We start from the raw sequence: 24,994 nt of genomic DNA on the forward strand, positions 1-24,994 counted from the left end.
GGGTGGGGAGCCGGCGGGTGGTCGCCGAGGGGGGGACGCGCGCGGCCCGCCACCGGTCGGCGGTGGCGCGGTAGAGCTCGGCGCGGCTCTCGGTCGTCTCGGCCGCGCGGACGACGACGGGCAGGGGCTCGGGCACGAGCCGGCCGAGCCGTCGGCCCCGGGCCACGGCGAACGCGACGAACGCGAGGGCCACGACGACGAGCCCGGGGGCGGTCCACCCGGGCCAGACCGACGGGGCGTCGCGGGCGGGGTTGGCCGTCGCGTCCTGCGGGCCGGGGTGGAACCAGACGAGGTGCGACGAGCCGCCGAGCAGGCGGAGGACGAGGGCGGCGTTGTCGCCCTCGGTGACGAAGCGGTTGGTCGCGGCGTCCGGGAAGCCGACGACGGTCACCGGTGCGTGGTCGCCGGTGGCCGGCAGGTCGACGGCCGCGTAGGCCGGCGGCTCACCGCCTCGGCCGGAGGTCGTCGGCCAGCAGCCGCGGGCCCCGCTCGGCAGGGCGTCGCCGGAGGCGGTGATCGCCCGGGAGATGCGGGTGACCCGCTCGCCGCCGTGCACCCAGGGCAGCGAGCAGTCGGGCCGGTCGGAGTCGCCGTCGGCCGCGCTCGCGACGACGCCGAGGTCGACCGAGCGCAGCACGCCGGGGGCGGCGTCGAGGAGGACGACGCGGTCGGCGGAGCGGGTGCCGCGCAGCAGGCGCTCGAACGCGGTGTCGGTCAACAGGTCCGAGTTGCCGACGACGAGGGTGTCGCCGTCGCGGGTGGCGTCGACGGCTGCCGTGGAGGTGGTGACCACCTCGACGTCGATGCCGTGGTCGCCGAGGACCTCGACGACGGCGCGGGCGCCGCCCTGTCCCGTGCCGTCCGGGTGCAGGTACTCCTCGGGGGGCTCGCCCCCGGCGACGAGGGCGAGGAGGGCGCCACCGAGGACGACGGCCAGCGCCCAGAGCAGCACGGCTCGGGTGCGGCGCACCGCGCGTCCGGTGTCGACGCCGGCCGGCGCGACCGTCGTGGTCATCGGACCGGCTCCGGCCGGGCGGCGTCGGGCCGGGCGGCGGCGAGCCGGTCGCCGAGGGCGACGACGTCCCGGGCCGCGGTCTCGGAGGCGGCGCGGTGGCCGTAGCGGACGGCGTCGAACGCGTCGGCGGCCGCGACGAGGGCGTCGCGCTCGTCGGCGAAGCGCTCGGCGAGGGCGACGGCCACCTCGTGCGCGGTCCGCCCCGGGGCGTCGTCGAGGACGACCCGCTCGACGGCCGCGCGGGCGGTGGCGCGCACCCCGTCGAGCACGGCGGTGTCCCAGTCGCCGCGGGCCAGGGCCGCCCGGGCCTGCGCGCGCAGGGTGGCGGCCGGGACGTCCGGCACGTCGAGGACCTGCCGTCCCCGACCGGACCCGGTGGCCCCGACGTCGCGGCGCAGCACCCGCCAGAGGACGAGCCCGAGGACGGCGAGGACGAGGCCGACCGCGACGGGGACCGCGACCGACGGGAGGCCGCCGTCCGGGCTGGCGGAGAGCAACCGGTCGAGGAGCTCGCGGAGCCGGTCGAGCAGCCCCGGCTGGGCGTGGTAGCGCGCGCTCGACAGCTCGTCCTCGAGCCAGCGCCGGGCCTCCTCGCCGGTCGGGTCGAGGGGCGCGTCGAACGGGGTCACGGGGAGGTGACCGGCCACGGCGGTTCGGCGGCTCCCTGGGCGGCCTGGATGAGCCGGATGTCGAGGCCCTCGGTGCGCACCCGGACGTCGACGTAGAGCAGGGCGTCGACGCCGGCGGTGAACGGCGTCGTCAGGGCGCCGGTGAGCAGCGCGGTGATGCCGGAGACGACGGTCTGGGCCACCGCGAGCGTGCCGGGGTCGACGTCACCGGATGCGGACGCGACGACGACGGCGACCAGGGCCAGGGAGATCGGGAAGGTGATCATCGAGGAGGCGATGCCCACGATGACGGCGGTGAGCAGCCGGATGCCGAAGATGCGCCAGAACGGGCCACGGCGAGGGCTGCCGGCGAGCTCCCAGCTGCGGCTCAGCGAGTCGAACACCCCCATCCGCTCCAGGACGACGGCCGGCGTGGCGAAGGACCACCGGACCCAGAGGAGGACGAGCAGCGCGACGGTGACGACCACGACGAGGAGGACGAGGAGCACGACCGCGGCGATCCCGCCGCCACCCTGCGGGTCGACGGCCATGACGAGGACCACGCAGACGAGGACGGCCGCGACGAGCAGCAGGAGGAACGCGGCGCCGGTGACGAGCACGACGCCGACCATCGGCAGCACGCGGCCGCGGGTGGCGCGCCACACCTCACCCATCCCGACCTTGCGGCCGAGGACGGCCTGGCCGACGACCTGGGCGAGGAAGCCCGCGAGGAGGATGCCGGCGAGGAGCTGGCCGATCCCCGGGAGGTACTGCCCGACGAGGGAGAGCGCGTAGCCGTCGGGGAGGGTGTCGCTCCCGGAGAAGGCGGTGCCGAGGGCATCGGTGCCACTGACCCCGGCGAGGAACGCGCCGAGCGCTGTCGTCGGCAGGAGGAGGACGAAGGAGGTGAGGGCGGCGAGGCCGATGGTCGCCGCGGGGTTGCCGCGGACGGCCTTGAGGACGCCGCCGTAGAGGTCGCCGAGGGTCAGCGGCCGCAGCGGCACGATGCCCGGGCGGAACTCGACCGCGCGGTAGGGGACGGGCGGCGGGCCGGCGGGCGGCGGAGGCGGCCACGCGCCGGGCGGGGGTCCCTGCGGAGCCGCGACCGGAGGGGCCGCGGGAGGGGCTGCGGACGGTGCTCCGGGAGGGGGTGGTGGCGGGGGCGGGACCGGCCGCGTGGGCTCGGAGCCCGGTGCCACCCAGGGCTGGTCGCTCATCCTCGGGCCCCCTCGACGGTCACGGCGCCACCCTAACCGAGGAGGTGCGCCTCCACGGCCGCTGCGCGGGATCCCACGGCCCCGAGGGCGGTCTGCCGGGCGACGATCCCCGGCTCGTCGCGCATGAGCCGCCACCCGCGCCGGACGAGCACCGCGGGGGCCTTGCGGCGCTCGCGCAGGTCGCGCAGCAGCCGGCGCACGAACGTCACGGCGGGCCGGTGGTGCACGCACCACGCGCTGTGCAGGATCCCCTCGGCGTCGAGCCGCGCGACGACCTCGGCGGCGAAGATCCCCTCGGCGAGGACGAGGTCGTCGGGCCGCGCCGTGACCTCGTGCGCACCGACCGCCCGGCTGCGGGAGATGTCGTACACCGGCAGCTCGGTGCATCCGGTGGCGAGCAGCTCGTGCAGGGCGGCGACCGCTCGCTCGCCGTCCCAGCTGTCCGGGTGGTCCCAGTCGACGATGCCGAGCTCGGGGTGGCGGGGCATCGCCGGGTCGTCCTCGTCGCGGTAGAAGTCGTCGAGCCGGAAGACCGGCCAGCCGCGGGCCGCGTGCAGGCGGTGGGCGAGGCGGGACTTGCCGGCGCCGCTCGGGCCGGCGAGGACGACGACGCGGCGCCGGTCGGGCGTGGCGTGCGGAGTGCTGTCGAGGGTGCTCTCCGGGGACGGTCCGGGCTTCTCGCGCGCGTCGTCCGGATCCTCCACGGGCGACCATCCTAGGCGCGCGGTGCGGTACCCGGCGACGTGGCCGGGAGGGCTCAGGACGGCGCCCGGTCCAGCCGGTCGAGGGCGGTGCGCATCGCGGCGAGGACCCGCAGCGTCGTCGCCACGTCCTCCTCGGTCAGCCCGCCGGGGGTGGCGCCCATCAGGGCGTGCTCCCGACCGACCACAGCGTCGATGGCTGCCCGGCCCGCGGGCGTCAGCGCGAGGAGGACCGAGCGGCGGTGGGACGGGTTGTCCCGGCGCTCGAGCCATCCGGCGTCGAGGGCGTCGTTGACCATCCGCTGGACGAACTGGCGACTCAGCTCGAGGTCGGCGGCGAGCCGCGGGACGGTCGTGGGGCGGTCGCGCCGGTGCAGGGCGTCGAGGACGGCCCGGACGCCGACGGACATCCCCATCGCGGGCTCGTCGGTCTCGACGCGGCGCTGCACCTGGCGGTACACGGTGCCGAGCAGGTGGTAGACCTCGGCGAGCCGGGGGCCGAGGCGGTCGGGGGTGAGCGGGGCGGACACCCGCCCAGTCTGGCACCGGGGTTGTCATCCGCCTCGGGCGTATGACACCTTGGGTGTCAACTGGCCACCGGGACCCGGGGGCGTGACGACGAGGGGGCCGCGATGGACCGCCGAGACTTGTTCGACCGCACGACGCGCAACCGGCTCCTCGTGGCCGACGTGCTCGACGGCCTGGCCCCCACACAGTGGGAGGCCGACACGCTCTGCGCGGGCTGGACGGTCCGGCACCTGGCCGGCCACCTGCTCCAGCCGGTGCTCGTCGGCTTCGGTCGCTTCGTCCTCGTCGCGCTGCGCCACCGTGGCGACACCGACGCCACGGTCGACGCCGTCGCCCGCCGGCTGGCCCGGCGGGAGCCCGCCGAGCTCGTCCGACTGCTCCGTGGGCACGCCGGTGACGAGGTCGACCCGCCGCGGGTCGGCCCGGTCGGCCCGTTCACGGACACGTGCATCCACCTGCGTGACCTGGCCCGGCCGCTCGGCCTCGACGCCGACGTCCCGGCCGCGGACTGGGTCGAGGTGCTCGACCACCTCACCGGTCCGGCGCCGCTGCCGAGCCTGCTCGACCCCGGCCGCCTGGCCGGGATCTCGTTGCGCGCCACCGACGCCGACTGGCACTGGGGTGACAGCGCCGAGGTCGCCGGGACGCTCGAGGCGCTGGCCCTCGGTCTCACCGGGCGAGGGGTGGTCCTCGACGAGCTGACCGGTCCCGGGGTCGAGGCCCTGCGGCGCTGACGTCGACGCGTCGTCCGAGGAGGGTCAGCGCTCGAAGTACCGCCACCGGCCCTCGGAGACCACCTCGACCGCACCGTCGACGACGCGCAGCGCGCTCTGCTCGTCGAGCGCGTAGGCCGGGACGTCGAGGGACGCCGCCCATCGCTCGGCGTCGGCCATCGTGTTGTGCGGGAAGGCGTCGAGGTGGGGGAAGATCGCGACGTCGACGAGGCCCAGGGTGCGGTCGTCGGGGGCGCCCGGCCACTCGACGAAGTCGTCGCCGATCCGCGGGGTCAGGACCATGCTTCCTGCGCTGACGCCCACCCACACGGTGTCGGTGAGGGTGGGCAGCAGCGCGGCGAGTCCGGACCCGCGCATCCAGTGCGCGAGGTAGGTGGCGTCGCCGCCGTCGACGAGCAGGACGTCGGCGTCGCGCACCCACGGCAGCCAGCGCTCCTCGCCGATGCTCGGCAGGGCGGTGAGCTCGAGGACGCCGAGCGACCCCCAGCCGAGCCCGGTGAGGTGCGGCGACCCGGCCCCGCCGCCCACGACCCGCTGCACGCTGCCGGGCCCGCACATCGGGTGGCCCCACTGCGCGGTCGGGATGCAGAGGGCGCGGGCCTCCTCGACGGGTCGGCCGAGCAGCTCGACGAGCGCGGCGTGGATCGTGGCGTTCGTGACGCCGCCTGACGTGAGCAACAGCTTCACGGCTCTCCTCGGTGGTGCGGAAACGGGTGGTCCATGATCTGACCGGTCTCGGGACGCGAACTCACCGCTCCAGGGCCGGGCACACGGCGGTGCTCGGGTTCGGTGGTGCGGGTCGCGGCGTTGGGGCCGTGCCAAGTGAGGGTGCCGTCGGGGTCGAGGACCGGTCGCCATCGGCCGGTCTGCTTGAACCGGTGGTGGTGCCGGCACAGGGACTCGAGCTCGGTGGGGATGGTCTGCCCGTCGGGCCAGGGTCGGCAGTGGTCGACGTCGCAGCGCGCAGCCGGTCTCGAGCAGCCCCACATCCGGCAGGTGCCGTCGCGGGTCCTGACGAAGTCGGCGATGGCCTTGGTGGGCCGGTAGGCGGCGGTGGTCAGGGAGGCCAGGGTGCCGGTCGGGGCGTCGAGGACGGCTCGGGCGACCTCCAGCGGGAGGGTCTTGAGGAGGCTGGCCATCGTGGTGGCGTCCACCCAGCCGACGCCCGGCAGCTGCGCCCCCGAGACCCAGGACCCCGGCCCCAGCGCGGCCATGACGGTGATGAGGTCCCCGGTCGGCTCCGGCGGCTCCTCCCGCCAGGACAGCTCCTCGCGGGAGCCGGGCTCGAGGTCGGCGTACCGGGTCACCTCACCGGTGACGGCGTCGACGACGGTGTCCTCGTCGTCCCACTCGACCCGGAACCGCTCACCCTGTGTGGGCTCCGGGGTGGACTGGTCGGTGACGACTGGCACCCCGAGCGTCACCTGCGCGGAGACGGTCACGTTCCGCAGGACCAGGTCGGCCAGCGCATCCGCGCGTGACTCGGGCAGCGACAGGTCGGCGTCGACCTGCCGGTACTGCCCGGCGAGCTTCTCCACGGCCGACCACATCGCCGCCGACGTGGCGGTGGGGAGCGAGCCGAACCAGTCGGTCAGCCCGTCCACCCCGGCCCGCACCTCGACGCACCGGCCCCGCTTCGTGGTCGCGGCATGGGCGGCGACCTGGTCGGCCGCCACCCGCGTCGCCACCCGTCGCGCCTCCGAGGTCACCCGGGCCGGGTCCATCCCCGCCAGCCGGCCAGCGAGCTCGGCATCCACCCGCAGGCAGGCGTCGACGTCGAGGCCGGCGCACGCGTCGACGACCTTCTGCGCCGATACGGCCGTCACCTCGCCCTGCAAGAGCAGGCGGCGCACGTGAGGGAACCGTTCGCCGAGCGTGGCACCGAGCGTCACCTTCCGACCGGCAACCCCCTCGGTCAGCCCGGCCTCCAGGCAGAACATCGACGCCGACATCGGGTCCACGAACCCCACCGGGTGCACCCGCTCCACCGGACCGCTCCCGGACAGGCGCACCTCGACCCGAGCCCCCCACGAGGCAGCCACCGCGACCAGGCCGTCCGCGGAGTTGGCCAGGTGCTGGGCCTCCCCGGCGAGCGCGAACGCGTCCTCCGGCGCCAGCCCCGACCCGTCCTCGGCCAGCTCACGACCCAGCCGCGCGCACTCCTCGCGGAGTGCCGCGATGCGGCTCGAGATGCTCCCCCTGTCCATGCCTCATCGTACCGAACTCACGTTCGAACGACAAGCCCCTGTGGACGACAGTTCGCCCTCAGCAGAACGGGATTCACTGTCAGGGCATCGACTCGCGGACGCGCTCCATCAGACCTCGCGGCCGTCGAACGCGGCGAGGCTCGTGTACGCGTCGGCCCCCTCCGGCGCCGGGCGCTCCGGGCCGAACGCGCTGCCCCGGTTCTCGTCGGTCAGCGACGGACGCATGAACTCGCCACCCTTCTCGGCGACCGACTGGTCGAGGTCCGCCGTGTCGACCCCGAGCGCCCGGGCGAGGTCCCACGTGTGCACCGCCAGCTCGGAGCACTGCCACTCCCGCGGGGGACCGTCCGCATCCTCGGGGGCGTCGGCCCACGCCGCGAGGAGGTCGTCGGCCGCGGCGCGCATCGCGGCGGCGCGGCCGCCCGAGACCGAGGGCGCGGCGGCGGCCCAGTCGACGTCCTCCCCGCGCACCCCGCGGGCGAAGTTGTGCGTGCCGTGGACGACGTGGTCGGCGAGCTCGGCCACCGTCCAGTCGGAGCAGGGGGTCGTGCGTGCGGCGGTGTCGTCGTCGACGTCCCCGAGGAGGTCGACGAGCTGGTCGAGCGCGGTCGAGAGGGTGGTCGTGTCAGCCATCCCCGGACCGTATGACCACTCGACCCCCCTTCAGGGGGTTAGTCCTCCCTCGAACGTGTGTGAAGACCGTCGACATGCCGACGTCCTTCACACACGTTCGGGGAGGAGAACGGGAGTCAGCGGCCCTTGGGATGCCAGACGGTCTTGGTCTCGAGGAACGCCGAGAGCCGCGAGAGGTCGGGGGTCGGCTCGAAGTCGGGCTCGACCGCCTCCGGACCGGACCCCCCGGGGCGCAGCACCCGCTTGAGGTTCTCGGCCGCCGCGAGCTCGAGCTCGCCCCACTCGACCCCCGGCGCGTCGGCGGCGCCGGTGAGGTCGATGGCGTTGACGTCGCGGTGGGAGGCCAGCCACGGCGCGACCTCGGCGGTGCGCCCGGTGACGACGTTGACCACGCCGCCCGGCACGTCGGAGGTCGCGAGGCACTCGGCGAGGTCGATGGCCGGCAGCGGCCGCTCCTCGGACGCGAGCACGACGCAGGTGTTGCCGGACACGACGACCGGCGCCACGACGGACACCAGCCCGAGCAGCGAGGACGCCTGCGGCGCGAGCACCGCGACCACCCCGGTCGGCTCCGGCGCCGAGATGTCGAAGTACGGCCCGGCGACCGGGTTGAGCCCGCCGAGCACCTGCGGGTACTTGTCGGCCCAGCCGGCGTACCAGACCCACCGGTCGATCGCCGCCGAGACGACCGCCTCGGCGCGGGCCGGCGTCAGCCCCTCGGAGTCGCGGACGTCCTGGACGAGCTGCGCGCGGCGGCCCTCCATCACCTCGGCGACGCGGTAGAGCACCTGGCCGCGGTTGTACGCGGTCGCCCCGGCCCATCCGGGCTGCGCCTTGCGGGCGGCGACGACGGCGTCGCGGGCGTCCTTGCGCGAGCCCATGGCGGCGTTCGCGAGGAAGCGCGGCGTCGTGCGGCGCCCGGTCGGGGCGGCCACCACCTCGTAGGAGCGGCCGCTCTCGGAGCGGGGGAACTTGCCGCCGATGTAGAGCTTGTACGTCTTGCGGACGTCGACGCGCGCGCTCACTGCTCGGTCCCGGTCTTCACGTAGGCCTCCAGCCCGTGTCGGCCGCCCTCCCGGCCGTAGCCGGACTCCTTGTAGCCGCCGAACGGCGAGGTCGGGTCGAACTTGTTGAACGTGTTGGCCCACACGACGCCGGCCCGCAGCTGGTCGGCCATCCAGAGGATGCGGCTGCCCTTCTCGGTCCAGATGCCGGCCGACAGGCCGTACGGCGTGTTGTTCGCCTTGGCGACCGCCTCGCCGGGCGTCCGGAAGGTGAGCACCGAGACCACCGGCCCGAAGATCTCCTCCTGGGCGATGCGGTGCGTCTGCGAGACGTTGCTGAAGACGGTGGGGCGGAACCAGAACCCGTTCGTCGGCAGGGCGCAGCCGGAGTCCCAGCGCTCCGCGCCCTCCTTCTCGCCGACCGCCGTCAGCTCCTCGATGCGCTGCAGCTGGGCGCGGCTGTTGATGGCGCCGACGTCGGTGTTCTTGTCCATCGGGTCGCCGACGCGCAGCGTGCCGAGGCGGCGCTTGAGGCGGCGGACGACCTCGTCGGTGACGTTCTCCTGCACCAGGATCCGGCTGCCGGCGCAGCACACGTGGCCCTGGTTGAAGAAGATGCCGGTGACGATCCCCTCGACGGCCTGGTCGATGGCGGCGTCGTCGAAGATGATGTTCGCGCCCTTGCCGCCGAGCTCGAGCGTGGCCTTCTTGCGGGTGCCGGCGATCGAGCGGGCGATCATCTTGCCGACGCCGGTGGACCCGGTGAACGCGAGCTTGTCGATGCCGGGGTGGTCGACGATGGCCTGCCCGGTGGCGCCGGCGCCGGTGACGATGTTGACGACGCCCGGCGGCAGCTCGGCCTGCTGGCAGATCTCGGCGAAGAGCAGTGCGGTGAGCGGCGTGGTCTCGGCCGGCTTGAGGACGACCGTGTTCCCGCACGCGAGGGCCGGCGCGACCTTCCACGCGAGCATGAGCAGCGGGAAGTTCCACGGGATGATCTGGCCGACGACGCCGACCGGGCGCGGGTTCTCGCCGAGCGACGCGTAGGACAGCTTGTCGGCCCAGCCCGCGTGGTAGAAGAAGTGCGCGGCGACGAGCGGGATGTCGACGTCGCGGCTCTCCTTGATCGGCTTGCCGTTGTCGAGGGTCTCGAGCACGGCGAGCTCGCGGGCCCGCTCCTGGATGATCCGCGCGATCCGGTAGAGGTACTTGCCGCGGTCCGCGCCGCTCATCCGCGACCACACGCGGGTGTAGGCGGTGCGGGCCGCGCGGACGGCGGCGTCGACGTCGTCGGCGCTCGCCTCGGAGACCTCGGAGAGGACCTCCTCGGTGGCCGGGTTGACCGTCTTGAACGGCTTCCCGCCGGTGGCCTCGACGAACTCGCCGCCGATGAACAGGCCGTGGCTGCTCGCGATGTCGACGACCGCCCGGGACTCGGGGGCCGGCGCGTACTCGAAGGTGGGCATTCGCTGCTGTCCTTGCGTCTGGTGGCGTCTGGTGGCGTCTGGTGGCGTCGGGTGGTCAGTAGCCGCTGGGGGCGTCGTCGGCGACGTAGTCGGCGCCGGAGTAGGCACCCGTCGTCATCTTCTGGCGCTGCAGCACGAGGTCGTTGAGCAGGCTCGAGGCGCCGAACCGGAACCAGTGGTTGTCGAGCCACTCCTCGCCGGCGACCTCGTTGACCGTCACGAGGTACCTGATGGCGTCCTTGCTCGTGCGGATGCCGCCCGCCGGCTTGACCCCGACCTGCTCGCCCGTGGCGTCGCGCCAGTCGCGGACCGCCTCGAGCATCACGAGGGTCACCGGGAGGGTCGCGGCGGGGGAGATCTTGCCGGTGGAGGTCTTGATGAAGTCGCCGCCGGCGAGCATCGAGAGCCACGAGGCGCGGCGGACGTTGTCGTAGGTGGCGAGCTCGCCGGTCTCCATGATCACCTTGAGGCGGGCGTCGCCGCAGGCCTCCTTGGTCTCGGCGACCTCGCGGAAGACGGTGAGGTAGTCCCCGGCGAGGAACGCCCCGCGGTCGATGACCATGTCGATCTCGTCGGCCCCGGCCTCGACGGCGTCGCGGACGTCGGCGAGCTTGACCACGCGGCTGGCCCGGCCGCTCGGGAACGCGGTGGCGACGGCGGCGATGCGGACGCCGCTGCCGCCGAGGACCTCTCGTGCGGTGCCGACCATGTCGCCGTAGACGCAGACCGCCGCGGGGCTCGGCGTGCTCGGGTCGGTGGGGTCCGGGACGAGGGCCCGGGTGCAGAGGCCGCGGACCTTGCCGGGGGTGTCGGCGCCCTCCAGCGTCGTGAGGTCGATCATCGAGATGGCGGTGTCGATGGCCCACGCCTTGCTCGTCGTCTTGACCGAGCGGGTGGACAGGGCCGCGGCCCGGGCCTCGCAGCCGACCTGGTCGACCCCCGGCAGGCCGTGCAGCCAGCCGGTGAGGGCGGAGTTGGTGAGGCGCGAGACGCCGAGGATCTCCCGGGCGCGCGCCGTCGGGTCGACGTCGGTGGCGGTGCTCACCCCGGGAGTCTACGGGCGCCCGGGCGTGCCGGTCACGGCCGGACGGGGCACCTGCGCACGACTCCGCGACGCGAGTCCTGTCACGTTCTGCCACCGGCGGGCGACCCTCCCGCCCCGCTGAACCCCGTCGAGTGAACAGAACACGACGTGTCGCGGCGGGTGCATACGGCGTGTTCTGTTCACTCGACGGGTGGGGCGGGGGCGTCAGAGGCGGGTCGCGGCCTCGAGGTCGGCCCGGATGGCCGCCAGCCGGGACGCCGCGCGCTCGCGGGCGCCGCGCAGGTCCTCGCCCGCCACCGGTTCGACGACCTCCAGGTAGACCTTGAGCTTGGGCTCGGTGCCGGAGGGCCGGACGATGACCCGCGAGTCGTCGGCGAGGTACCAGCGCAGGCCCTCGGTCGGGGGCAGCCCGCCGTCGCCGCGGGCCAGGTCGTCGACCCGGGCCACGTCGACCCCGGCGACCGACGCCGGCGGCGCCGAGCGCAGCCGGTCCATCACCGTGCCGATGAGGGAGAGGTCGTCGACGCGCACCGAGAAGGAGTCGGTGGCGTGCACGCCGTGCGCGCGGGCGAGGTCGTCGAGCCGGTCGCTCAGCGTTCGGCCCTCCGCCTTGAGGGTCGCGGCGAGCTCGGCGACGAGCAGGGCGGCGGAGACGCCGTCCTTGTCGCGCACGTGCCCCGGGTCGACGCAGTAGCCGAGTGCCTCCTCGTAGCCGTAGCGCAGCCCCGGCACGCGGCCGATCCACTTGAAGCCGGTGAGCGTCTCCTCGTGGCGCACCCCCGCGGCCCGGCACATCGCGGCGAGCAACCGGGAGGAGACGATCGAGTTGGCGAACACGGCCCCGGCGGAGTCGGCCTCGACCCCCCGCGACAGCACGTGGGACCCGAGCAGCGCGCCGACCTCGTCGCCCCGGAGCATCCGCCAGCCGCCCGGGCCGGGGACCGCGACCGCGCACCGGTCGGCGTCCGGGTCGTTGGCGACGACGAGGTCGGGGCCGGTCTGCTCGGCGAGCTCGAGGGCGGCGTCCATCGCGCCGGGCTCCTCGGGGTTGGGGAAGGACACGGTCGGGAACATCGGGTCCGGCTCGGCCTGCGACGGCACCGGCAGCGGCTCGGCGAAGCCCGCCGCGGCGAAGGCCCGTCGCACCGTCTCGGAACCCACGCCGTGCAGCGCGGTGTGCACGACGATCAGCTCGCGCGGCGCGTCGGGGGAGACGACCGTCGCCACGTCGGCGAGATAGGCCTCGAGGACGTCGTCGCCGAGGGTCTCCCAGCCGTCGTCGGCCCGCGGCACCGACGCCACCGACGGCACGCGCGCGATCTCGGCCGCGATGAGCCCGTCGACCGGCGGCACGATCTGCGAGCCGTCGCCGACGTACACCTTGTACCCGTTGTCCTGCGGCGGGTTGTGCGACGCGGTGACCATCACGCCGGCATCCGCGCCCAGGTACCGGATGGCGTACGCGAGCACGGGGGTCGGCAGCGGGTGCGGGAGGACGACGGCGCGCCCGCCCATCCCGGTGACGACGGCGCACGTGTCGTGGGCGAAGACGTCGGAGTTGGTGCGGGCGTCGTAGCCGACGACGACGAACGGCTCCGGGTCGAGGGTCTGCAGGTAGGCCGTCAACCCTGCGGCGGCCCGGACGACGACGGCACGGTTCATCCGGTTCGGGCCACCACCGAGCTTTCCCCGGAGGCCGGCGGTGCCGAACTCGAGCATCCCGGCCATCGCGTCGGCGAGCTCGTCGCGGGCGGCGTCGTCGCCCGCGGCCGCGGCGTCGGCCAGCTGCTCGAGCTCGGCGCGGGTGACGGGGTCGGGGTCGTCGGCGGCCCACGCCCGGGCGGCGGTGAGGAGGCTGTCGAGGTCGGTCGTCGTGCTCACGGCGGGACTCCTCAGATGCGGCCGACGACGTCGGCGAGCAGCCGGCCACAGCGGTCGGCGGCGGCCCGGCCGGCCTCGAGGACCTCCTCGTGGCTGAGCGGGTCGGGCGAGATGCCGGCCGCCGCGTTCGTGACGAGCGAGATGCCGAGGACCTCGAGGCCGCTCTGGCGGGCGGCGATGGACTCGAGCGAGGTGGACATGCCGACGAGGTCGCCACCGAGCACCTTGGCCATCCGCACCTCGGCCGGGGTCTCGTAGTGCGGGCCGCGGAACTGGACGTAGACGCCCTCGTCGAGGGTGTCGTCGACCTCCCGGGCGACGGCCCGCAGCCGCGGCGAGTAGAGGTCGGTGAGGTCGACGAAGTTCGCGCCCTCGATGGGGGAGTGGGCGGTGAGGTTGATGTGGTCGCTGATGAGCACCGGGGTGCCCGGTGCCCACTCCGGGCGCAGGCCGCCGCAGCCGTTGGTGATGACGATGGTCGTGCAGCCGGCGGCCGCCGCGGTGCGCACCCCGTGGACGACCGCGCGCACGCCACGCCCCTCGTAGAAGTGCGTGCGGGTGCCGTAGACGAGCGCGCGACGGCCGGTGTCCCCGATGGCGACCGAGCGCATCGAGCCGCTGTGCCCGGCGACCGCGGCCCGGCCGAAGCCCGGTACGTCGGTGTTCTCGACCGTCGCCAGCGTCTCCCCGACGAGGTCGCCGGCCTGCCCCCATCCGCTGCCGAGGACGAGGGCGACGTCGTGGCGCTCGGCGCCGGTGCGCTCGGCGATGACGGCGGCGGCGGCCCGGGCGACCTCGAACGGGTCGGTCGCGGGGTCGGAGAGGTCGTGGGCGGCGGCGGTGTCGGTCACCGGGGCAGCGTAGCGACGGGTGAGCGGGGTGCGCACCGCCCCGTCCGGTGCCGGGAACCCGGTCGCGGGAACACGCGGGGGCGGGCGGGATGTTTCCCGCGACACGGCTGCGGCCGTGACGCGACCGCCCGGGACCCCGGGCCGGTCGGGCACTCACCGTGGAGGTGCCGATGGCGACGGTCCGCGAGTCCCTGCTCGGGCTGCGTCCCGCCCGCGAGGGCGACGGGGTGACGACGCTCGAGCTCTTCTTCGACCTCGTCTACGTGCTCGCGTTCACCCAGGTGTCGGCGCTGCTGGCGCACGGCGACGCGCCCGGCTCGGCGCTCGACGCCTTCGTGGTCCTCGCGCTCCTGTGGTGGACCTGGTGCTCGTACGCCTGGCTGGCCAACGGGGCGCGCGCCGACGTGGGCGTCCTCCGGCTGGCCCTCGTCGTGGCGACGGCGGTGATGTTCGTCGCGAGCCTCGCCATCCCCGAGGCCTTCCACGACCAGCCGGGCGGCCTCTCGGGTCCGCTGGTCCTCGTCGGGTGCTACGCCGCGGTCCGGGTGGTCCACCTCGCGGTCTACCTCGTCGTCGCCGGTGAGGACCGGCGGCTGCGGCGGCAGGTCGTCCTCTCGCTCGCCACCTCGGCCGGGCCGGCCTCGGTGCTGCTCGTGGTCGGCGCCCTCCTCCACGAACCGTGGCAGCGGCCGGTGTGGCTGGCGGCGGTCCTCTACGACCTCGTCGTCATCTACGTCACCTCCCGCGAGGGCGGAGGCTGGGTCCTCACCTCGGCGGCGCACTTCGCCGAGCGGCACGGGCTCGTCGTCATCCTCGCCCTCGGCGAGTCGCTCGTCGCCATCGGGGTGGGCGCCGCCGAGCGGCCGGTCTCGCTGCGGCTGGCCGGCGTGTCGGTGCTGGCCGTGCTCGTCTCGGTCGGCCTGTGGTTCAACTACTTCCAGCGTTCCGCACCCGTCCTGGAGGGCGCCCTCCAGGCCCTCGACGGCCCGGCCCGAGCGCACCTCGGACGCGACCTCTACACCTACCTGCACCTGCCCGTCGTCGCCGGCATCGTCCTCGCCGCGTTCGGGGTCGAGCAGGCGGTCGCGCACCTCGACGACGGGCACCTGGGGGGCGGCGCGGCCTGGGCACTCGCGGGCGGCGTCGCGCTGGCGCTCGGCGCGATGGCCCTCGCCGAGCGGCGGACCGGAGCGGCGTGGCCGGCGGGTCGAGTCGCGGGGACCGTCGTGCTCCTCGCCCTCGCGGCACCGCTCGCCGGGCTGCCCAGCCCGGTCGGACTCCTCGTCGTGGCCGCGGCGCTCCTCGGCGCGGCGCTCGAAGGCCCCCGGCCGTCCGCGCCGGCGGTCAGCCGGCCGTGACGGCGAGCGCGGCGTCGCCGCGGGGGGCGAGGGTGACCGCGTCGCCCGGACGGTAGCGGGTGACGTCGGTGTTGGGCACCTGGATGGTGACCAGCTCGTCGGACCCGGTGCGCGCGATGACCCGCCCGTGCCCGCCGAGGAAGCTCGCGCTGACGACGGTCGCCGCACCCGCGCCCGTGCCCGCGCCGTCGGCCGGCGCCACGGTCACGCCCTCGGGCCGGACGAGCACGACGACCTCCGGGCCGTCGGCCGAGCCGGGGAGCAGCGGCACGCTGCCGCCGAGGACGTGCGCCCGACCGTCGGACACCCGGGCCCGCAGCCGGTTGGTCAGCCCGACGAAGTCGGCCACGAAGGGGCTCACCGGGGCGGAGTACAGCTCGGCCGGGGCGGCGAGCTGCTCGAGCCGGCCGGTCGACATCACCCCGACGCGGTCGGCGACCGCGAGGGCCTCCTCCTGGTCGTGCGTGACGAACAGGGTCGTCGTGCCGACGTCGAGCTGGATGCGCCGGATCTCGTCGCGCAGCTGCACCCGGACCTTGGCGTCGAGCGCGGAGAGCGGCTCGTCGAGCAGGAGCACCTGCGGCTCGATGGCCAGGGCGCGGGCGAGGGCGACGCGCTGCTGCTGGCCACCCGACATCTGGTGCGCGTACTTGTCCGCGTGCTCCTGGAGCCCGACGAGGTCGAGCATCTCGCCGGCCCGGGCCCGCCGCGAGGCCTTGTCGCGGCCACGCAGCTCGAGGCCGAACTCGACGTTCTGGCGGGCCGTCATGTGCGGGAAGAGGCTGTAGGCCTGGAAGACCATCCCCATGTCGCGCTTGTTCGTCGGGATGCGGGTCACGTCGCGGCCGCCGACCTCGATCGTCCCCGAGTCCGGGTCCTCGAGCCCGGCGAGGCAGCGCAGCGCCGTCGTCTTGCCGCAGCCGGACGGGCCGAGCAGGCAGACCAGCTCGCCCGGCTCGAGGTGCAGGGTCAGCCCGTCGAGGGCGGACACCCCCCCGTACACCCGGCGCAGGTCGGTCAGCTGGACGGCGGTGCCGCGGGTCGTCGCGGCCTCGGTGGACGCGGTCATGGGGTCTCCTGGGATCGGCGGCGGCGGAGGCGGGTGACGCGACCGGCGCCGGCGGGACGGGTGCCCACGAACGACATCGCGAAGAGGACGACGAAGCCGAAGACGAGCGCGGACAGGCCGACGGCGACCGAGATCTTGGCGTCGGACTTGCCGAGCTCGTACATGGCGACCTGGAGGTTCTTCTTGCTGAACAGGCTGGCGATGGTGAACTCGCCGAGGACGAGCGCGACCGAGAGGAACGAGGCCGACAGCACGGCGGTGCGCAGGTTGGGCAGGACGACCCGCCACATCACGGTGAGCCAACCGGCGCCGAGCGAGCGGGCGGCCTCGGAGAGGGTGCGCACGTCGATGGCCCGCAGCCCGGCGTCGAGCGAGCGGTACGCGTACGGGAGGACGAGGACGACGTAGGCCAGCGCCAGCCACATCGTCGAGGAGCCGAGGAGGTAGTAGACCCAGGCGTACACCGGGGTCAGCCCGACGACGAGGACGATGGCCGGCACCGTGAGGGGCAGGAGGCAGACGAACTCGACCGTGCGCGAGAGGCCGGGCAGCCGCAGGCGCACCCACGTCATCGTCGGGACGAGGAGGACGAGCATGACGAGCGGTGTGACGACGGCGAGCCCGACCGAGGCGAGGAAGCCCTCCTTGAGCGCCGGGTACTCGAGCGAGATCTGCGAGACGTCGGCCAGGGTGCGCCAGGTCTCGAGGCTGCGGCCGTTGCCGCCCGGACCCTGCACGGTGAACTCGAGCATGCCGAGCAGTGGCAGGACGAAGAAGGCGAGGAGCAGGGTGAGGGTCACCCAGCGGAAGACCCGCTGCCGCCGCCGGAACCTCGAGCGGCCGCTCATCGGCTCGTCCAGCGACCGGCTCGGCGGTCGAGCCACGCGTAGAGACCCATGACGATGGCGACGACGACGACCATCTCGAGGGCCATCGCCTTGCCGACGTTCTCCTGGCCGAGGATGACCTCGGACGAGAGGGAGCTGCCGATCTGGAGCGGGAGCAGCGGGTTCGCCTGCGGGACGAGCGCCTTGGCGGTCGAGTACGCGGAGAACGCGTTCGTGAAGAGCAGGAGCGTCGCCCCGACGAACGACGGCAGGAGGATCGGGCCGGCGACCCGGCGCCAGTAGGTCCACGTCGTGCCGCCGAGGGTCTCGGTGGCCTCGCGCCACTGCGGGCGCAGGCCCTCGACCGCGGGGAGGAACACGATGAGCATCAGGGGGATCTGGAAGTAGAGGTAGACGAGCATCAGCCCGCGGTCCCACTCGTAGAGCCAGAGCCCGGCTCCGGTGTCGATGCCGACCTTGGAGACCAGCACGCTGAGCAGGCCCTGGGCGCTGAACGAGGCGATGAACGCGAAGGCCAGTGCGACACCGCCGAACTGGGCGAGGACGCCGCAGAGTGACGTGAAGAAGCGCTGCGTCACCGACCCCGCCCGCGCCGTGCTCACGGCGTAGGCGAGGACGGCGCCGACGACCGCGCCGACGACCGAGGTGACCGCCGACAGGACGACCGACTGGACGAGGCCGCGGACGACCGCGGGCTGGGTCAGCGCGGAGACGTTGCCCAGCGTGAAGCGGTTCGAGCCGTCGAGGAAGGCCCCGATCGCCACGACGAGCGTCGGGATGAGGAGGAAGACGGTCGTGTAGGCGAAGAACGGGACGACCCCCGCGAGGGCGCCGGACGGCCGGAGCCGTCGCAGCGCCCCCGTGGGGCGGGCGACCGTCGTGTCAGCCAACGGCGTTGGCCCAGTTGTCGGCGAGGTACTTCTTGCCGCTGTCGGCGTCGGCCTGCGTCGGCACGACCGGCGTGCCCTCGACGGGCGGCAGCGCCGCGGCGGCGGCCTGGTCGAGCGTCCCGGCGGTCTTCATCGCGTCGAAGCGGACCGGTCGGGCGCCGCCCTTGAGCCAGAGGTTCTGGCCCTCGTCGCTGTAGAGGAACTCCTGCCACAGCCGCGCGGCGGCCGGGTGCGGGGCGTCGGCGTTGATCGCCTGGTAGTAGTAGCCGGCGACGACGGCCTCCTTGGGGACGAAGACCTTCCACGTCGGGACCTTCGCGCTGAGCGAGGCGTTGAGGTAGTCCCAGTCGATGACCATCGGCGTCTGGCCGGACTCGACGGTGGCCGGGGTCGGGTCGACGGGCAGGAAGTTGCCCGCGGCCTTGAGCTGCTTGAAGAACTCGACGCCCTTGCTGAGGTCGCCGGCGCTCCCGCCCTCGGCGATCGAGACCATCTGCACGCCCGCGAAGGCGGCGCCGGCCTCGGTCGGGTTGCCGTTGAGGGCGACCTTGCCCTTGTACGCGGAGCCGAGGAGGTCCTTGACGCTCGTCGGCGCCGGCACCTTGGCCGAGTCGTAGCCGATGCTCATGTAGCCGCCGTAGTCGTTGACCCAGGCGCCGTCGGCGTCCTTGAAGTCGGCGGGGACGTCATCCCACGTCGAGACCTTGTACTTCGCGTACATGTCGACGTTGGCGAGGGCGACGGCGGCGCCGAGGTCGAACACGTCCGGGGCGCCGGACTGGCCCTTGAGCCGCTTGGCGGTGGCGATCTCGTCGGCGCTGCTGGCGTCCGGCTGGTCGCTCGTGATCTTGATCTCGGGGTACTTCGCCTGGAAGGCCTTGATGACCTCGCCGTAGTTCGCCCAGTCGGGCGGGAGGGCGATGACGTTGAGCGCGCCCTCCTTCTTCGCCGCGGCGACGAGGGCGTCCATCCCGCCCAGGTCCTGGGCGGAGGTGGCGGTCTTGGCGTCCGAGCCGCCACCCGACGAGCTGCCGCCGCCGGACCCGCTGTCGGTCGGCGGGGAGCAGGCGACGAGCGCGAGGGCGGTGACGCCGGCCGCGGCGAGCACAGCCGCGCGACGGCCGAGGGGACGGGACATGAGGAGACCTCCTGGGGCGAAGGACGGCGGGGGAGCCGGGGGCCGACGACGGCCACGCTGGCACTCTATGGTCGAGCGCAGTGGTTCGGAAAGGGACCTTTGCAACACCGTGACCTGTCCGGTGGGTGGACCGGCGGTGGCCGGGCCGTCCGCGGGCGGGTGGTTGGATGGGGGCCGTGAACGCGCGGTCGAGCAGAGTCGTCATCCTCGGCGGCGGCCCGGGCGGCTACGAGGCCGCCCTCGTCGCCGCGCACCTCGGGGCCGAGGTCACCGTCGTCGAGCGCACGGGCATCGGCGGCGCCGCGGTCCTCACCGACTGCGTCCCGAGCAAGACGCTCATCTCGACCGCCGACTACCTCAGCGACTTCGAGACCGCTGCCGACCTCGGGGTGCACCTGGAGGACGACGAGGGTGACGAGGTCGCCGACGCCCGGGCCGACCTGCCCGAGGTCAACCGTCGCGTCCTCGAGCTGGCGCGCGCCCAGAGCAGCGACATCACGGCCCGGCTCGGTGAGGTCGGGGTGCGGGTCGTCGAGGGGGCGGCCTCCCTCGTCGCTCCCGGGACGGTCCGCGTCGAGGGGGCCGACGGCGCCGACGACGGCCGGCTGGACGCCGACGTCGTGCTCGTCGCCACCGGCGCCTCGCCCCGGGTGGTGCCGACCGCGGTGCCCGACGGCGAGCGCATCCTCACCTGGCAGCAGATCTACGACCTGCGCGAGCTGCCCGAGCGGCTCGTCGTCGTCGGGTCCGGCGTCACCGGCGCCGAGCTCGCCCAGGCCTACCTCGGGCTCGGGTCCGAGGTCGTCCTCGTCTCCTCGCGCGACCGGGTCCTGCCCGGCGAGGACCCCGACGCCGCGGCGGTCATCGAGGACGTCTTCCGCAAGCGCGGGATGGAGGTGCTCGGGCGCTCGCGGATGGCCGCCGTCGAGCGGGTCGAGGGCGGCGTCGTCGTCCGGCTCGAGGACGGCCGCGAGGTCACCGGCACCCACGCGCTGCTCGCGGTCGGCTCGGTGCCCTCGACCCGCGGCATCGGCCTCGAGGAGGTCGGGGTCGACCTGCTGCCCTCCGGCCACGTCGCCGTCGACCGGGTCTCGCGCACGTCGGTGCGGGGCGTCTACGCCGCCGGCGACTGCACGGGGGTGCTGCCGCTCGCCTCGGTCGCGGCGATGCAGGGTCGCATCGCGATGTCGCACGCGCTCGGTGACGCGGTGGCTCCGCTCCAGCTGGGCGTCGTCTCGGCCAACATCTTCACCGACCCCGAGATCGCGACGGTCGGCATCACCCAGAAGGACGTCGACGAGGAGCGGGTCGACGCCGAGGTGCTCATGCTCCCGCTGTCGCGCAACCCGCGCGCGAAGATGCTCGGCATCACCGACGGCTTCGTCAAGCTGTTCGCGCAGAAGGGGTCCGGGGCGGTGGTCGGAGGGGTCGTCGTGGCGCCGCGGGCCTCCGAGCTGATCTTCCCGGTGACCCTCGCGGTGCAGCACCGGCTCAACGTCGACCAGGTCGCGTCGACCTTCACGGTGTACCCGTCGCTGTCCGGCTCGATCGCCGAGGCGGCCCGCCGGCTGCACCCCATCGCCTGACCCGGCTCGTCGGCTCCGCGGGCCCCATCGGGAACCCTGCTGCCGGCAGAGTGGGTTGACCTGTCAGACACCCCATCCGAGGAGGACGACATGGCCAGGGGTCGCGCCGCGGCGCTCATCGCCGCCGTCACGAAGGTCAAGGACTACGCCCGGCAGAACCCGGAGAAGGCGTCCGAGGCGATCGAGAAGGTCGAGGGCTTCGTGCGGTCCAAGGCCGGGCCGACGCACTCGGCGAAGGTCGACAAGGGCGGTGACGCCCTGCGCAAGGGCCTCGGTCTGCCACCCCACGGGTCCGCGGGACCCGGTGTCACCGGTACCGGCCAGGCGCCGCCGCCCCCGCCCCGCGGGACCGGTGACGGGCGGTGAGCGACGTCCCGGCCCCGGAGCACCCAGACCTCCCCGGTGAGGACCTGCCGGCGTCGCCCGAGGCGCCGGACCCGCGCGACCCGGACCCCGACGAGCCGGACCCCCTCGACCCGGACCCTGTCGAGCCCTGGCACCCGCACGACCCGGCCGACCCGTCGCCGGTCGCGCCCAACCCGGCACCGGGGACGAGTGACGACCCGCAGCCGCGCCGCACCCTCGGGTCTCGCTCGACCGGGTGAGGCGCCGGCGGGTGGGGGCCGGTCAGGCGTCGGCGGCGTCGCCCTCGGCGTCCTTGATGTCGCAGATGACAGCGCCGTTGGCGACCGTCGCACCGACCTCGGCCCTGAGCCCGGTGACGACCCCGGCCTTGTGCGCGGTGAGCGGCTGCTCCATCTTCATCGCCTCGAGGACGACGACCTGGTCGCCGGCCGCCACGGTGGCGCCCTCCTCGACGCTGACCTTGACGATGGTGCCCTGCATCGGCGCGGTGAGGGAGTCACCGGAGGCGGCGGCCCCACCGGAGCCGCCGCCCGAGCGACGCGGCGCCTTCTTCCTCGCGCCGTGGTTCCCGCCACCGCCGCCGCCGCCGAAGGAGAGGCCTCCGGGGACGGAGACCTCGAGGCGCTTGCCGCCCACCTCGACGACGACGGTCTGGCGCTCCTCGGCGTCGGGGGCCTCGCCGACCGGGCCCGAGTAGGGCTCGATGTCGTTGTCGAACTCGGTCTCGATCCACCGGGTGTGCACCGAGAACTTCTCGTCCGGGTCGGCCGGCGCGAAGGCGCTGTCGGAGACGACCTTCCGGTGGAAGGGGACGACGGTCGGCATCCCCTCGACGACGAGCTCGGCGAGCGCGCGCCGCGACCGCTCGAGCGCCTGCTGACGGGTGCGCCCGGTGACGACGAGCTTGGCGATCATCGAGTCGAACGCGCCGGCGACGGTGTCGCCCTCGACGATGCCGGCGTCCCAGCGCACGCCGGGCCCGTGCGGCACCTGCATCCGGGTCACGGTGCCGGGCGCCGGGAGGAAGCCGCGGCCGGCGTCCTCGCCGTTGATGCGGAACTCGATGGAGTGGGCGTGCGGCTCGGGGTCGGGGTAGTCGAGGGTCTCGCCGTCCGCGATGCGGAACTGCTCGCGGACGAGGTCGATGCCGGTGACCTCCTCGGAGACCGGGTGCTCGACCTGGAGGCGCGTGTTCACCTCGAGGAAGCTGATGTCGCCGGCCGGCCCGACGAGGAACTCGCAGGTACCTGCGCCGACGTAGCCGGCCTTCTTGAGGATCTCCTTGGACGCGCGCAGCAGCTCGGTGTGCTGCTCCTCGGTGAGGAACGGCGCGGGCGCCTCCTCGACGAGCTTCTGGTTGCGACGCTGGAGGGAGCAGTCGCGGGTGGAGACGACGACGACGTTGCCGTGCTGGTCGGCGAGGCACTGGGTCTCGACGTGCCGCGGGTGGTCGAGGAAGCGCTCGACGAAGCACTCGCCGCGGCCGAACGCGGTCACGGCCTCGCGGACGGCGGAGTCGAACAGCTCGGGGATCTCCTCCATCGTGCGGGCGACCTTGAGGCCGCGCCCGCCACCGCCGTACGCGGCCTTGATGGCGACGGGGAGCCCGTGCTCCTGTGCGAAGGCGACGACCTCGTCGGGGCCGTCGACCGGGTCGGGGGTACCGGGCACGAGCGGGGCGTTCGCCGCGAGGGCGATGTGCCGCGCCTTGACCTTGTCGCCGAGGGAGTCGATGGCCTCCGGGCCCGGGCCGATCCAGGTGAGCCCGGCGTCGATGACCTTCTGGGCGAAGCCGGCGTTCTCGGCGAGGAACCCGTAGCCCGGGTGCACGGCGTCGGCACCGGCCGCGTGCGCGACCTCGATCAGCTTGTCCTGGCGCAGGTAGGACTCGCCGGGGGTGGACCCGCCGAGGGCGTGGGCCTCGTCGGCGACCTTGACGTGGAGCGCGTCGCGGTCGGGGTCGGCGTACACGGCCACGGACGTGATGCCCGAGTCCTTGCAGGCGCGGGCGATGCGCACGGCGATCTCGCCCCGGTTCGCGATGAGGACCTTGGTGATCGGCATGTCTCGGACTCTAGCGGTCCCCCCCCGGGCGGGTCGGGCGCCTCGGCGAGGCCTCCCTCACACGCCGAGCGACTCCGCGAGCCGGCCGAGCAGGCGGGCCAGGGTCTCGCGGTCGCGGGCGGGGAGCGCGGCGAGGAGCCGGGCCTCGTTCTCCGCGTGGGCGGTCATCGCGTCGTCCACGAGGCGACGGCCCGCGGGGGTCAGGTGGACGGTGCGTGCGCGCCGGTCGTCGGCGCTCGTGCGGCGCTCGACGAGGCCGCGGGCCTCGAGCCGGTCGAGCCGCTTGCTCACCGCGCCGGAGGTCACCATCGTCCGCTCGGCGAGGTCGCCGGGGGAGAGCGTGAACGGCTCGCCCTGACGGCGGAGGGTGGCGAGGACGTCGAACTCGCCCTCCCCGAGTCCGAAGCGCGCGTAGACGGCGACCAGCTCGGGGGTCAGGGCCGCCCCGATGCGGTGGATGCGGCCGATGACGAGCACGGGGGAGGTGTCGAGGTCCGGGCGCTCGGTGCGCCACTGCTCGTGCACGGTCACGACGTGGTCCATGGCCTCGACAATATCTTCCGCGGAAGGTAATGTCTCTTCCATGGAAGGTATCGGCGGGCTCCTGACGGTCCTCGTCACCGCCGTCGCCCCGGTCGTGTGGGGCTCGACGTACGCGGTGACCCAGCTGTGGCTGCCCCCGGGCCGGCCGTTCTTCTCGGCCGTCATGCGGCTGCTGCCCGCCGGGCTGCTCATGCTGCTGTGGCTGCGGCGGCTGCCCCGCGGTGCGTGGTGGGGGCGGGCACTCGTCCTCGGCACCCTCAACCACGCGGTCTTCTTCGGCCTGCTCTACGTCGCCGCGTACCGCCTGCCGAGCGGGCTCGCCTCGACGCTCACCGCGATCTCGCCGCTCGTCGTCATGGCGGTGGCGTGGCTGGCCATCGGCGAGCGGCAGGCGCCCGTGGCCGTCGGCGGCGCGGTCGTCGGCATCGCCGGGGTCGTCCTCCTCGTCTGGCAGGGCGAGCGGGGCGGGTCGGTCGACCTCGTCGGGGTGGCGGCCTCGGTCGGGGCGGTGGTCTCGGCGTCGGTGGGCTTCGTCCTCGTCAAGCGGTGGACCGCGCCCGACGGCGTGCTCGTGACGACCGCGTGGCAGCTCGTCGCCGGCGGGGTGCTGCTCGTGCCGGTCGCCCTCGTCGCCGAAGGGGCACCACCGGCGCTGGACGGCGCCGCGGTGCTCGCGCTCCTGTGGCTGGGGCTCGCCGGCTCGGTGCTCGGGTACGTCGTGTGGTTCCGCGGGCTGACCCGGATGGACGCCGGCGCGGTGGCGGTCGTCGGACTGCTCAACCCGGTGGTCGGCACGGTGCTCGGGGTGGTCCTGCTCGGCGAGCCGTTCGGGTGGGTGCACCTCGCGGCCGTGGCGCTCGTGCTCAGCGGGGTCCTCGTGGCGCAGGCGCCGGTGCGGGCGGCGGTCCGGCGGCTCGTCGGGCGGCGGGACGCGACGCCGGCGGAGCCGGCCATCGAGCTACCCGTCGAGGCGCCCGTGTAGGCACGCTCGAGGGCGCGTTCGGAGGACGCCGGCCATCCAGGTCCCGCGACATGCGGAGGCCGGGACCGCTCGCTCCGCATGTCGCGCGACCTGGACGGTGGTGTGGTGTGCCACGCGACCCGGACGCGACCCGGACGGTGGCGTGGCCGGCCGATCGCGCGACCTGGACGGCGGCCGGTCCGGCGAGTGCCTGAGTAACGCACCTCATGGCGGTGGACCGACCGTGGCGGGACACTGGCGGCGAGCCCGGACCCGGGTCC

25 protein-coding genes are annotated in these 24,994 nt (G+C 74.4%); 6 read left to right on the forward strand and 19 right to left on the reverse strand.

All coding sequences use genetic code 11. The annotated features are described in order from the left end of the window. The 5 genes from PKA89_RS01325 to PKA89_RS01345 form a co-directional block, all read right to left on the reverse strand. The coding region (locus PKA89_RS01325; RefSeq protein ID WP_324415806.1) for a DUF4350 domain-containing protein at nt 1-1,015 on the reverse strand (1,015 nt) is incomplete at its 3' end. Continuing rightward, nucleotides 1,012-1,644, reverse strand: coding sequence for a DUF4129 domain-containing protein (locus PKA89_RS01330; protein WP_324415808.1), 633 nt, complete (start codon nt 1,642-1,644; stop codon nt 1,012-1,014). The genes PKA89_RS01330 and PKA89_RS01325, both read right to left, overlap by 4 nt. After that, the gene (locus PKA89_RS01335; RefSeq protein ID WP_324415810.1) at nt 1,641-2,627 is read right to left on the reverse strand and encodes a hypothetical protein; all 987 of its coding nucleotides are present in this window, start codon (nt 2,625-2,627) and stop codon (nt 1,641-1,643) included. Before PKA89_RS01335 ends, PKA89_RS01330 begins: the two co-directional genes overlap by 4 nt. A gap of 245 nt (nt 2,628-2,872) precedes the next feature. Continuing rightward, the gene (locus tag PKA89_RS01340; protein WP_324415812.1) at nt 2,873-3,544 is read right to left on the reverse strand and encodes an ATP-binding protein; all 672 of its coding nucleotides are present in this window, start codon (nt 3,542-3,544) and stop codon (nt 2,873-2,875) included. Nucleotides 3,545-3,597: 53 nt separating this feature from the next. After that, complete coding sequence (locus PKA89_RS01345; RefSeq protein ID WP_324415814.1) at nt 3,598-4,071, reverse strand: MarR family winged helix-turn-helix transcriptional regulator; 474 nt, start codon at nt 4,069-4,071, stop codon at nt 3,598-3,600. A gap of 102 nt (nt 4,072-4,173) precedes the next feature. Between PKA89_RS01345 and PKA89_RS01350 the strand changes: the two genes are divergently transcribed. Further along, nucleotides 4,174-4,803, forward strand: a complete 630-nt coding sequence (locus tag PKA89_RS01350) for a maleylpyruvate isomerase family mycothiol-dependent enzyme (RefSeq protein WP_324415816.1) — start codon at nt 4,174-4,176, stop codon at nt 4,801-4,803. A gap of 24 nt (nt 4,804-4,827) precedes the next feature. Here PKA89_RS01350 and PKA89_RS01355 read toward each other — a convergent pair whose 3' ends face one another. The 8 genes from PKA89_RS01355 to PKA89_RS01390 form a co-directional block, all read right to left on the reverse strand. Beyond that, complete coding sequence (locus PKA89_RS01355; RefSeq protein WP_324415818.1) at nt 4,828-5,490, reverse strand: Type 1 glutamine amidotransferase-like domain-containing protein; 663 nt, start codon at nt 5,488-5,490, stop codon at nt 4,828-4,830. Continuing rightward, on the reverse strand, nt 5,487-7,010 hold the full coding sequence (locus tag PKA89_RS01360) for a DUF222 domain-containing protein (protein WP_324415820.1): 1,524 nt from the start codon (nt 7,008-7,010) through the stop codon (nt 5,487-5,489). The genes PKA89_RS01355 and PKA89_RS01360 overlap by 4 nt, the downstream gene beginning before the upstream one ends. A gap of 108 nt (nt 7,011-7,118) precedes the next feature. Further along, a complete protein-coding gene (locus PKA89_RS01365; protein ID WP_324415822.1) occupies nt 7,119-7,643 on the reverse strand; it encodes a maleylpyruvate isomerase family mycothiol-dependent enzyme in 525 nt (174 codons plus the stop codon). A gap of 116 nt (nt 7,644-7,759) precedes the next feature. Next, nucleotides 7,760-8,668, reverse strand: coding sequence for an aldehyde dehydrogenase family protein (locus PKA89_RS01370; RefSeq protein WP_324415824.1), 909 nt, complete (start codon nt 8,666-8,668; stop codon nt 7,760-7,762). Then, entirely contained in the window at nt 8,665-10,113 is a 1,449-nt protein-coding gene (locus tag PKA89_RS01375; protein WP_324415826.1) for an aldehyde dehydrogenase family protein, read from the reverse strand. The genes PKA89_RS01370 and PKA89_RS01375 overlap by 4 nt, the downstream gene beginning before the upstream one ends. Nucleotides 10,114-10,168: 55 nt before the next feature. Further along, the gene (gene deoC, locus PKA89_RS01380; RefSeq protein WP_324415828.1) at nt 10,169-11,158 is read right to left on the reverse strand and encodes a deoxyribose-phosphate aldolase; all 990 of its coding nucleotides are present in this window, start codon (nt 11,156-11,158) and stop codon (nt 10,169-10,171) included. 204 nt (nt 11,159-11,362) lie between these two features. Further along, nucleotides 11,363-13,039 (reverse strand): phospho-sugar mutase, encoded by a 1,677-nt coding sequence (locus PKA89_RS01385; RefSeq protein WP_324415830.1) that lies wholly within the window; start codon nt 13,037-13,039, stop codon nt 11,363-11,365. Nucleotides 13,040-13,050: 11 nt separating this feature from the next. Beyond that, nucleotides 13,051-13,890 carry a purine-nucleoside phosphorylase gene (locus PKA89_RS01390; protein ID WP_324415833.1) on the reverse strand — a complete coding sequence of 280 codons (840 nt, stop codon included), beginning with the start codon at nt 13,888-13,890 and terminating at the stop codon, nt 13,051-13,053. Nucleotides 13,891-14,060: 170 nt separating this feature from the next. Between PKA89_RS01390 and PKA89_RS01395 the strand changes: the two genes are divergently transcribed. After that, nucleotides 14,061-15,248 carry a low temperature requirement protein A gene (locus tag PKA89_RS01395; protein ID WP_324415835.1) on the forward strand — a complete coding sequence of 396 codons (1,188 nt, stop codon included), beginning with the start codon at nt 14,061-14,063 and terminating at the stop codon, nt 15,246-15,248. On the opposite strand, the gene PKA89_RS01400 is transcribed toward PKA89_RS01395, so the two are convergent. From PKA89_RS01400 to PKA89_RS01415, 4 genes are read right to left on the reverse strand one after another with little or no spacing between them, the layout of a single operon-like run. Beyond that, nucleotides 15,235-16,317, reverse strand: coding sequence for an ABC transporter ATP-binding protein (locus PKA89_RS01400; RefSeq protein WP_324415836.1), 1,083 nt, complete (start codon nt 16,315-16,317; stop codon nt 15,235-15,237). The two genes, PKA89_RS01395 and PKA89_RS01400, sit on opposite strands and share 14 nt — an antisense overlap. Further along, nucleotides 16,314-17,165, reverse strand: a complete 852-nt coding sequence (locus PKA89_RS01405) for an ABC transporter permease subunit (RefSeq protein ID WP_324415837.1) — start codon at nt 17,163-17,165, stop codon at nt 16,314-16,316. The genes PKA89_RS01400 and PKA89_RS01405 overlap by 4 nt, the downstream gene beginning before the upstream one ends. Next, a complete protein-coding gene (locus tag PKA89_RS01410; protein ID WP_324415838.1) occupies nt 17,162-18,055 on the reverse strand; it encodes an ABC transporter permease in 894 nt (297 codons plus the stop codon). The genes PKA89_RS01405 and PKA89_RS01410 overlap by 4 nt, the downstream gene beginning before the upstream one ends. Beyond that, nucleotides 18,048-19,193, reverse strand: coding sequence for an ABC transporter substrate-binding protein (locus PKA89_RS01415; protein ID WP_324415839.1), 1,146 nt, complete (start codon nt 19,191-19,193; stop codon nt 18,048-18,050). Before PKA89_RS01415 ends, PKA89_RS01410 begins: the two co-directional genes overlap by 8 nt. A gap of 167 nt (nt 19,194-19,360) precedes the next feature. Between PKA89_RS01415 and PKA89_RS01420 the strand changes: the two genes are divergently transcribed. The 3 genes from PKA89_RS01420 (at nt 19,361) to PKA89_RS01430 (ending at nt 21,384) form a co-directional block, all read left to right on the forward strand. Then, nucleotides 19,361-20,779, forward strand: coding sequence for an NAD(P)H-quinone dehydrogenase (locus PKA89_RS01420; protein WP_324415840.1), 1,419 nt, complete (start codon nt 19,361-19,363; stop codon nt 20,777-20,779). A gap of 90 nt (nt 20,780-20,869) precedes the next feature. Beyond that, nucleotides 20,870-21,145 carry an antitoxin gene (locus tag PKA89_RS01425; protein WP_324415841.1) on the forward strand — a complete coding sequence of 92 codons (276 nt, stop codon included), beginning with the start codon at nt 20,870-20,872 and terminating at the stop codon, nt 21,143-21,145. Then, complete coding sequence (locus PKA89_RS01430; protein WP_324415842.1) at nt 21,142-21,384, forward strand: hypothetical protein; 243 nt, start codon at nt 21,142-21,144, stop codon at nt 21,382-21,384. Before PKA89_RS01425 ends, PKA89_RS01430 begins: the two co-directional genes overlap by 4 nt. 22 nt (nt 21,385-21,406) lie before the next feature. Here the strand turns inward: PKA89_RS01430 and PKA89_RS01435 are convergent, their stop codons facing one another. Further along, nucleotides 21,407-23,209, reverse strand: coding sequence for a biotin carboxylase N-terminal domain-containing protein (locus PKA89_RS01435; protein WP_324415843.1), 1,803 nt, complete (start codon nt 23,207-23,209; stop codon nt 21,407-21,409). Nucleotides 23,210-23,266: 57 nt separating this feature from the next. Continuing rightward, nucleotides 23,267-23,752 carry a MarR family transcriptional regulator gene (locus PKA89_RS01440; RefSeq protein WP_324415845.1) on the reverse strand — a complete coding sequence of 162 codons (486 nt, stop codon included), beginning with the start codon at nt 23,750-23,752 and terminating at the stop codon, nt 23,267-23,269. 40 nt (nt 23,753-23,792) lie between these two features. On the opposite strand from PKA89_RS01440, the gene PKA89_RS01445 reads away from it, so the two are divergent. Continuing rightward, complete coding sequence (locus tag PKA89_RS01445) at nt 23,793-24,734, forward strand: EamA family transporter (protein ID WP_324415847.1); 942 nt, start codon at nt 23,793-23,795, stop codon at nt 24,732-24,734. Nucleotides 24,735-24,994: the final 260 nt, after the last annotated feature.

The sequence above is a fragment of the Phycicoccus sp. genome (assembly GCF_035325325.1).
GTDB lineage: Bacteria > Actinomycetota > Actinomycetes > Actinomycetales > Dermatophilaceae > Phycicoccus.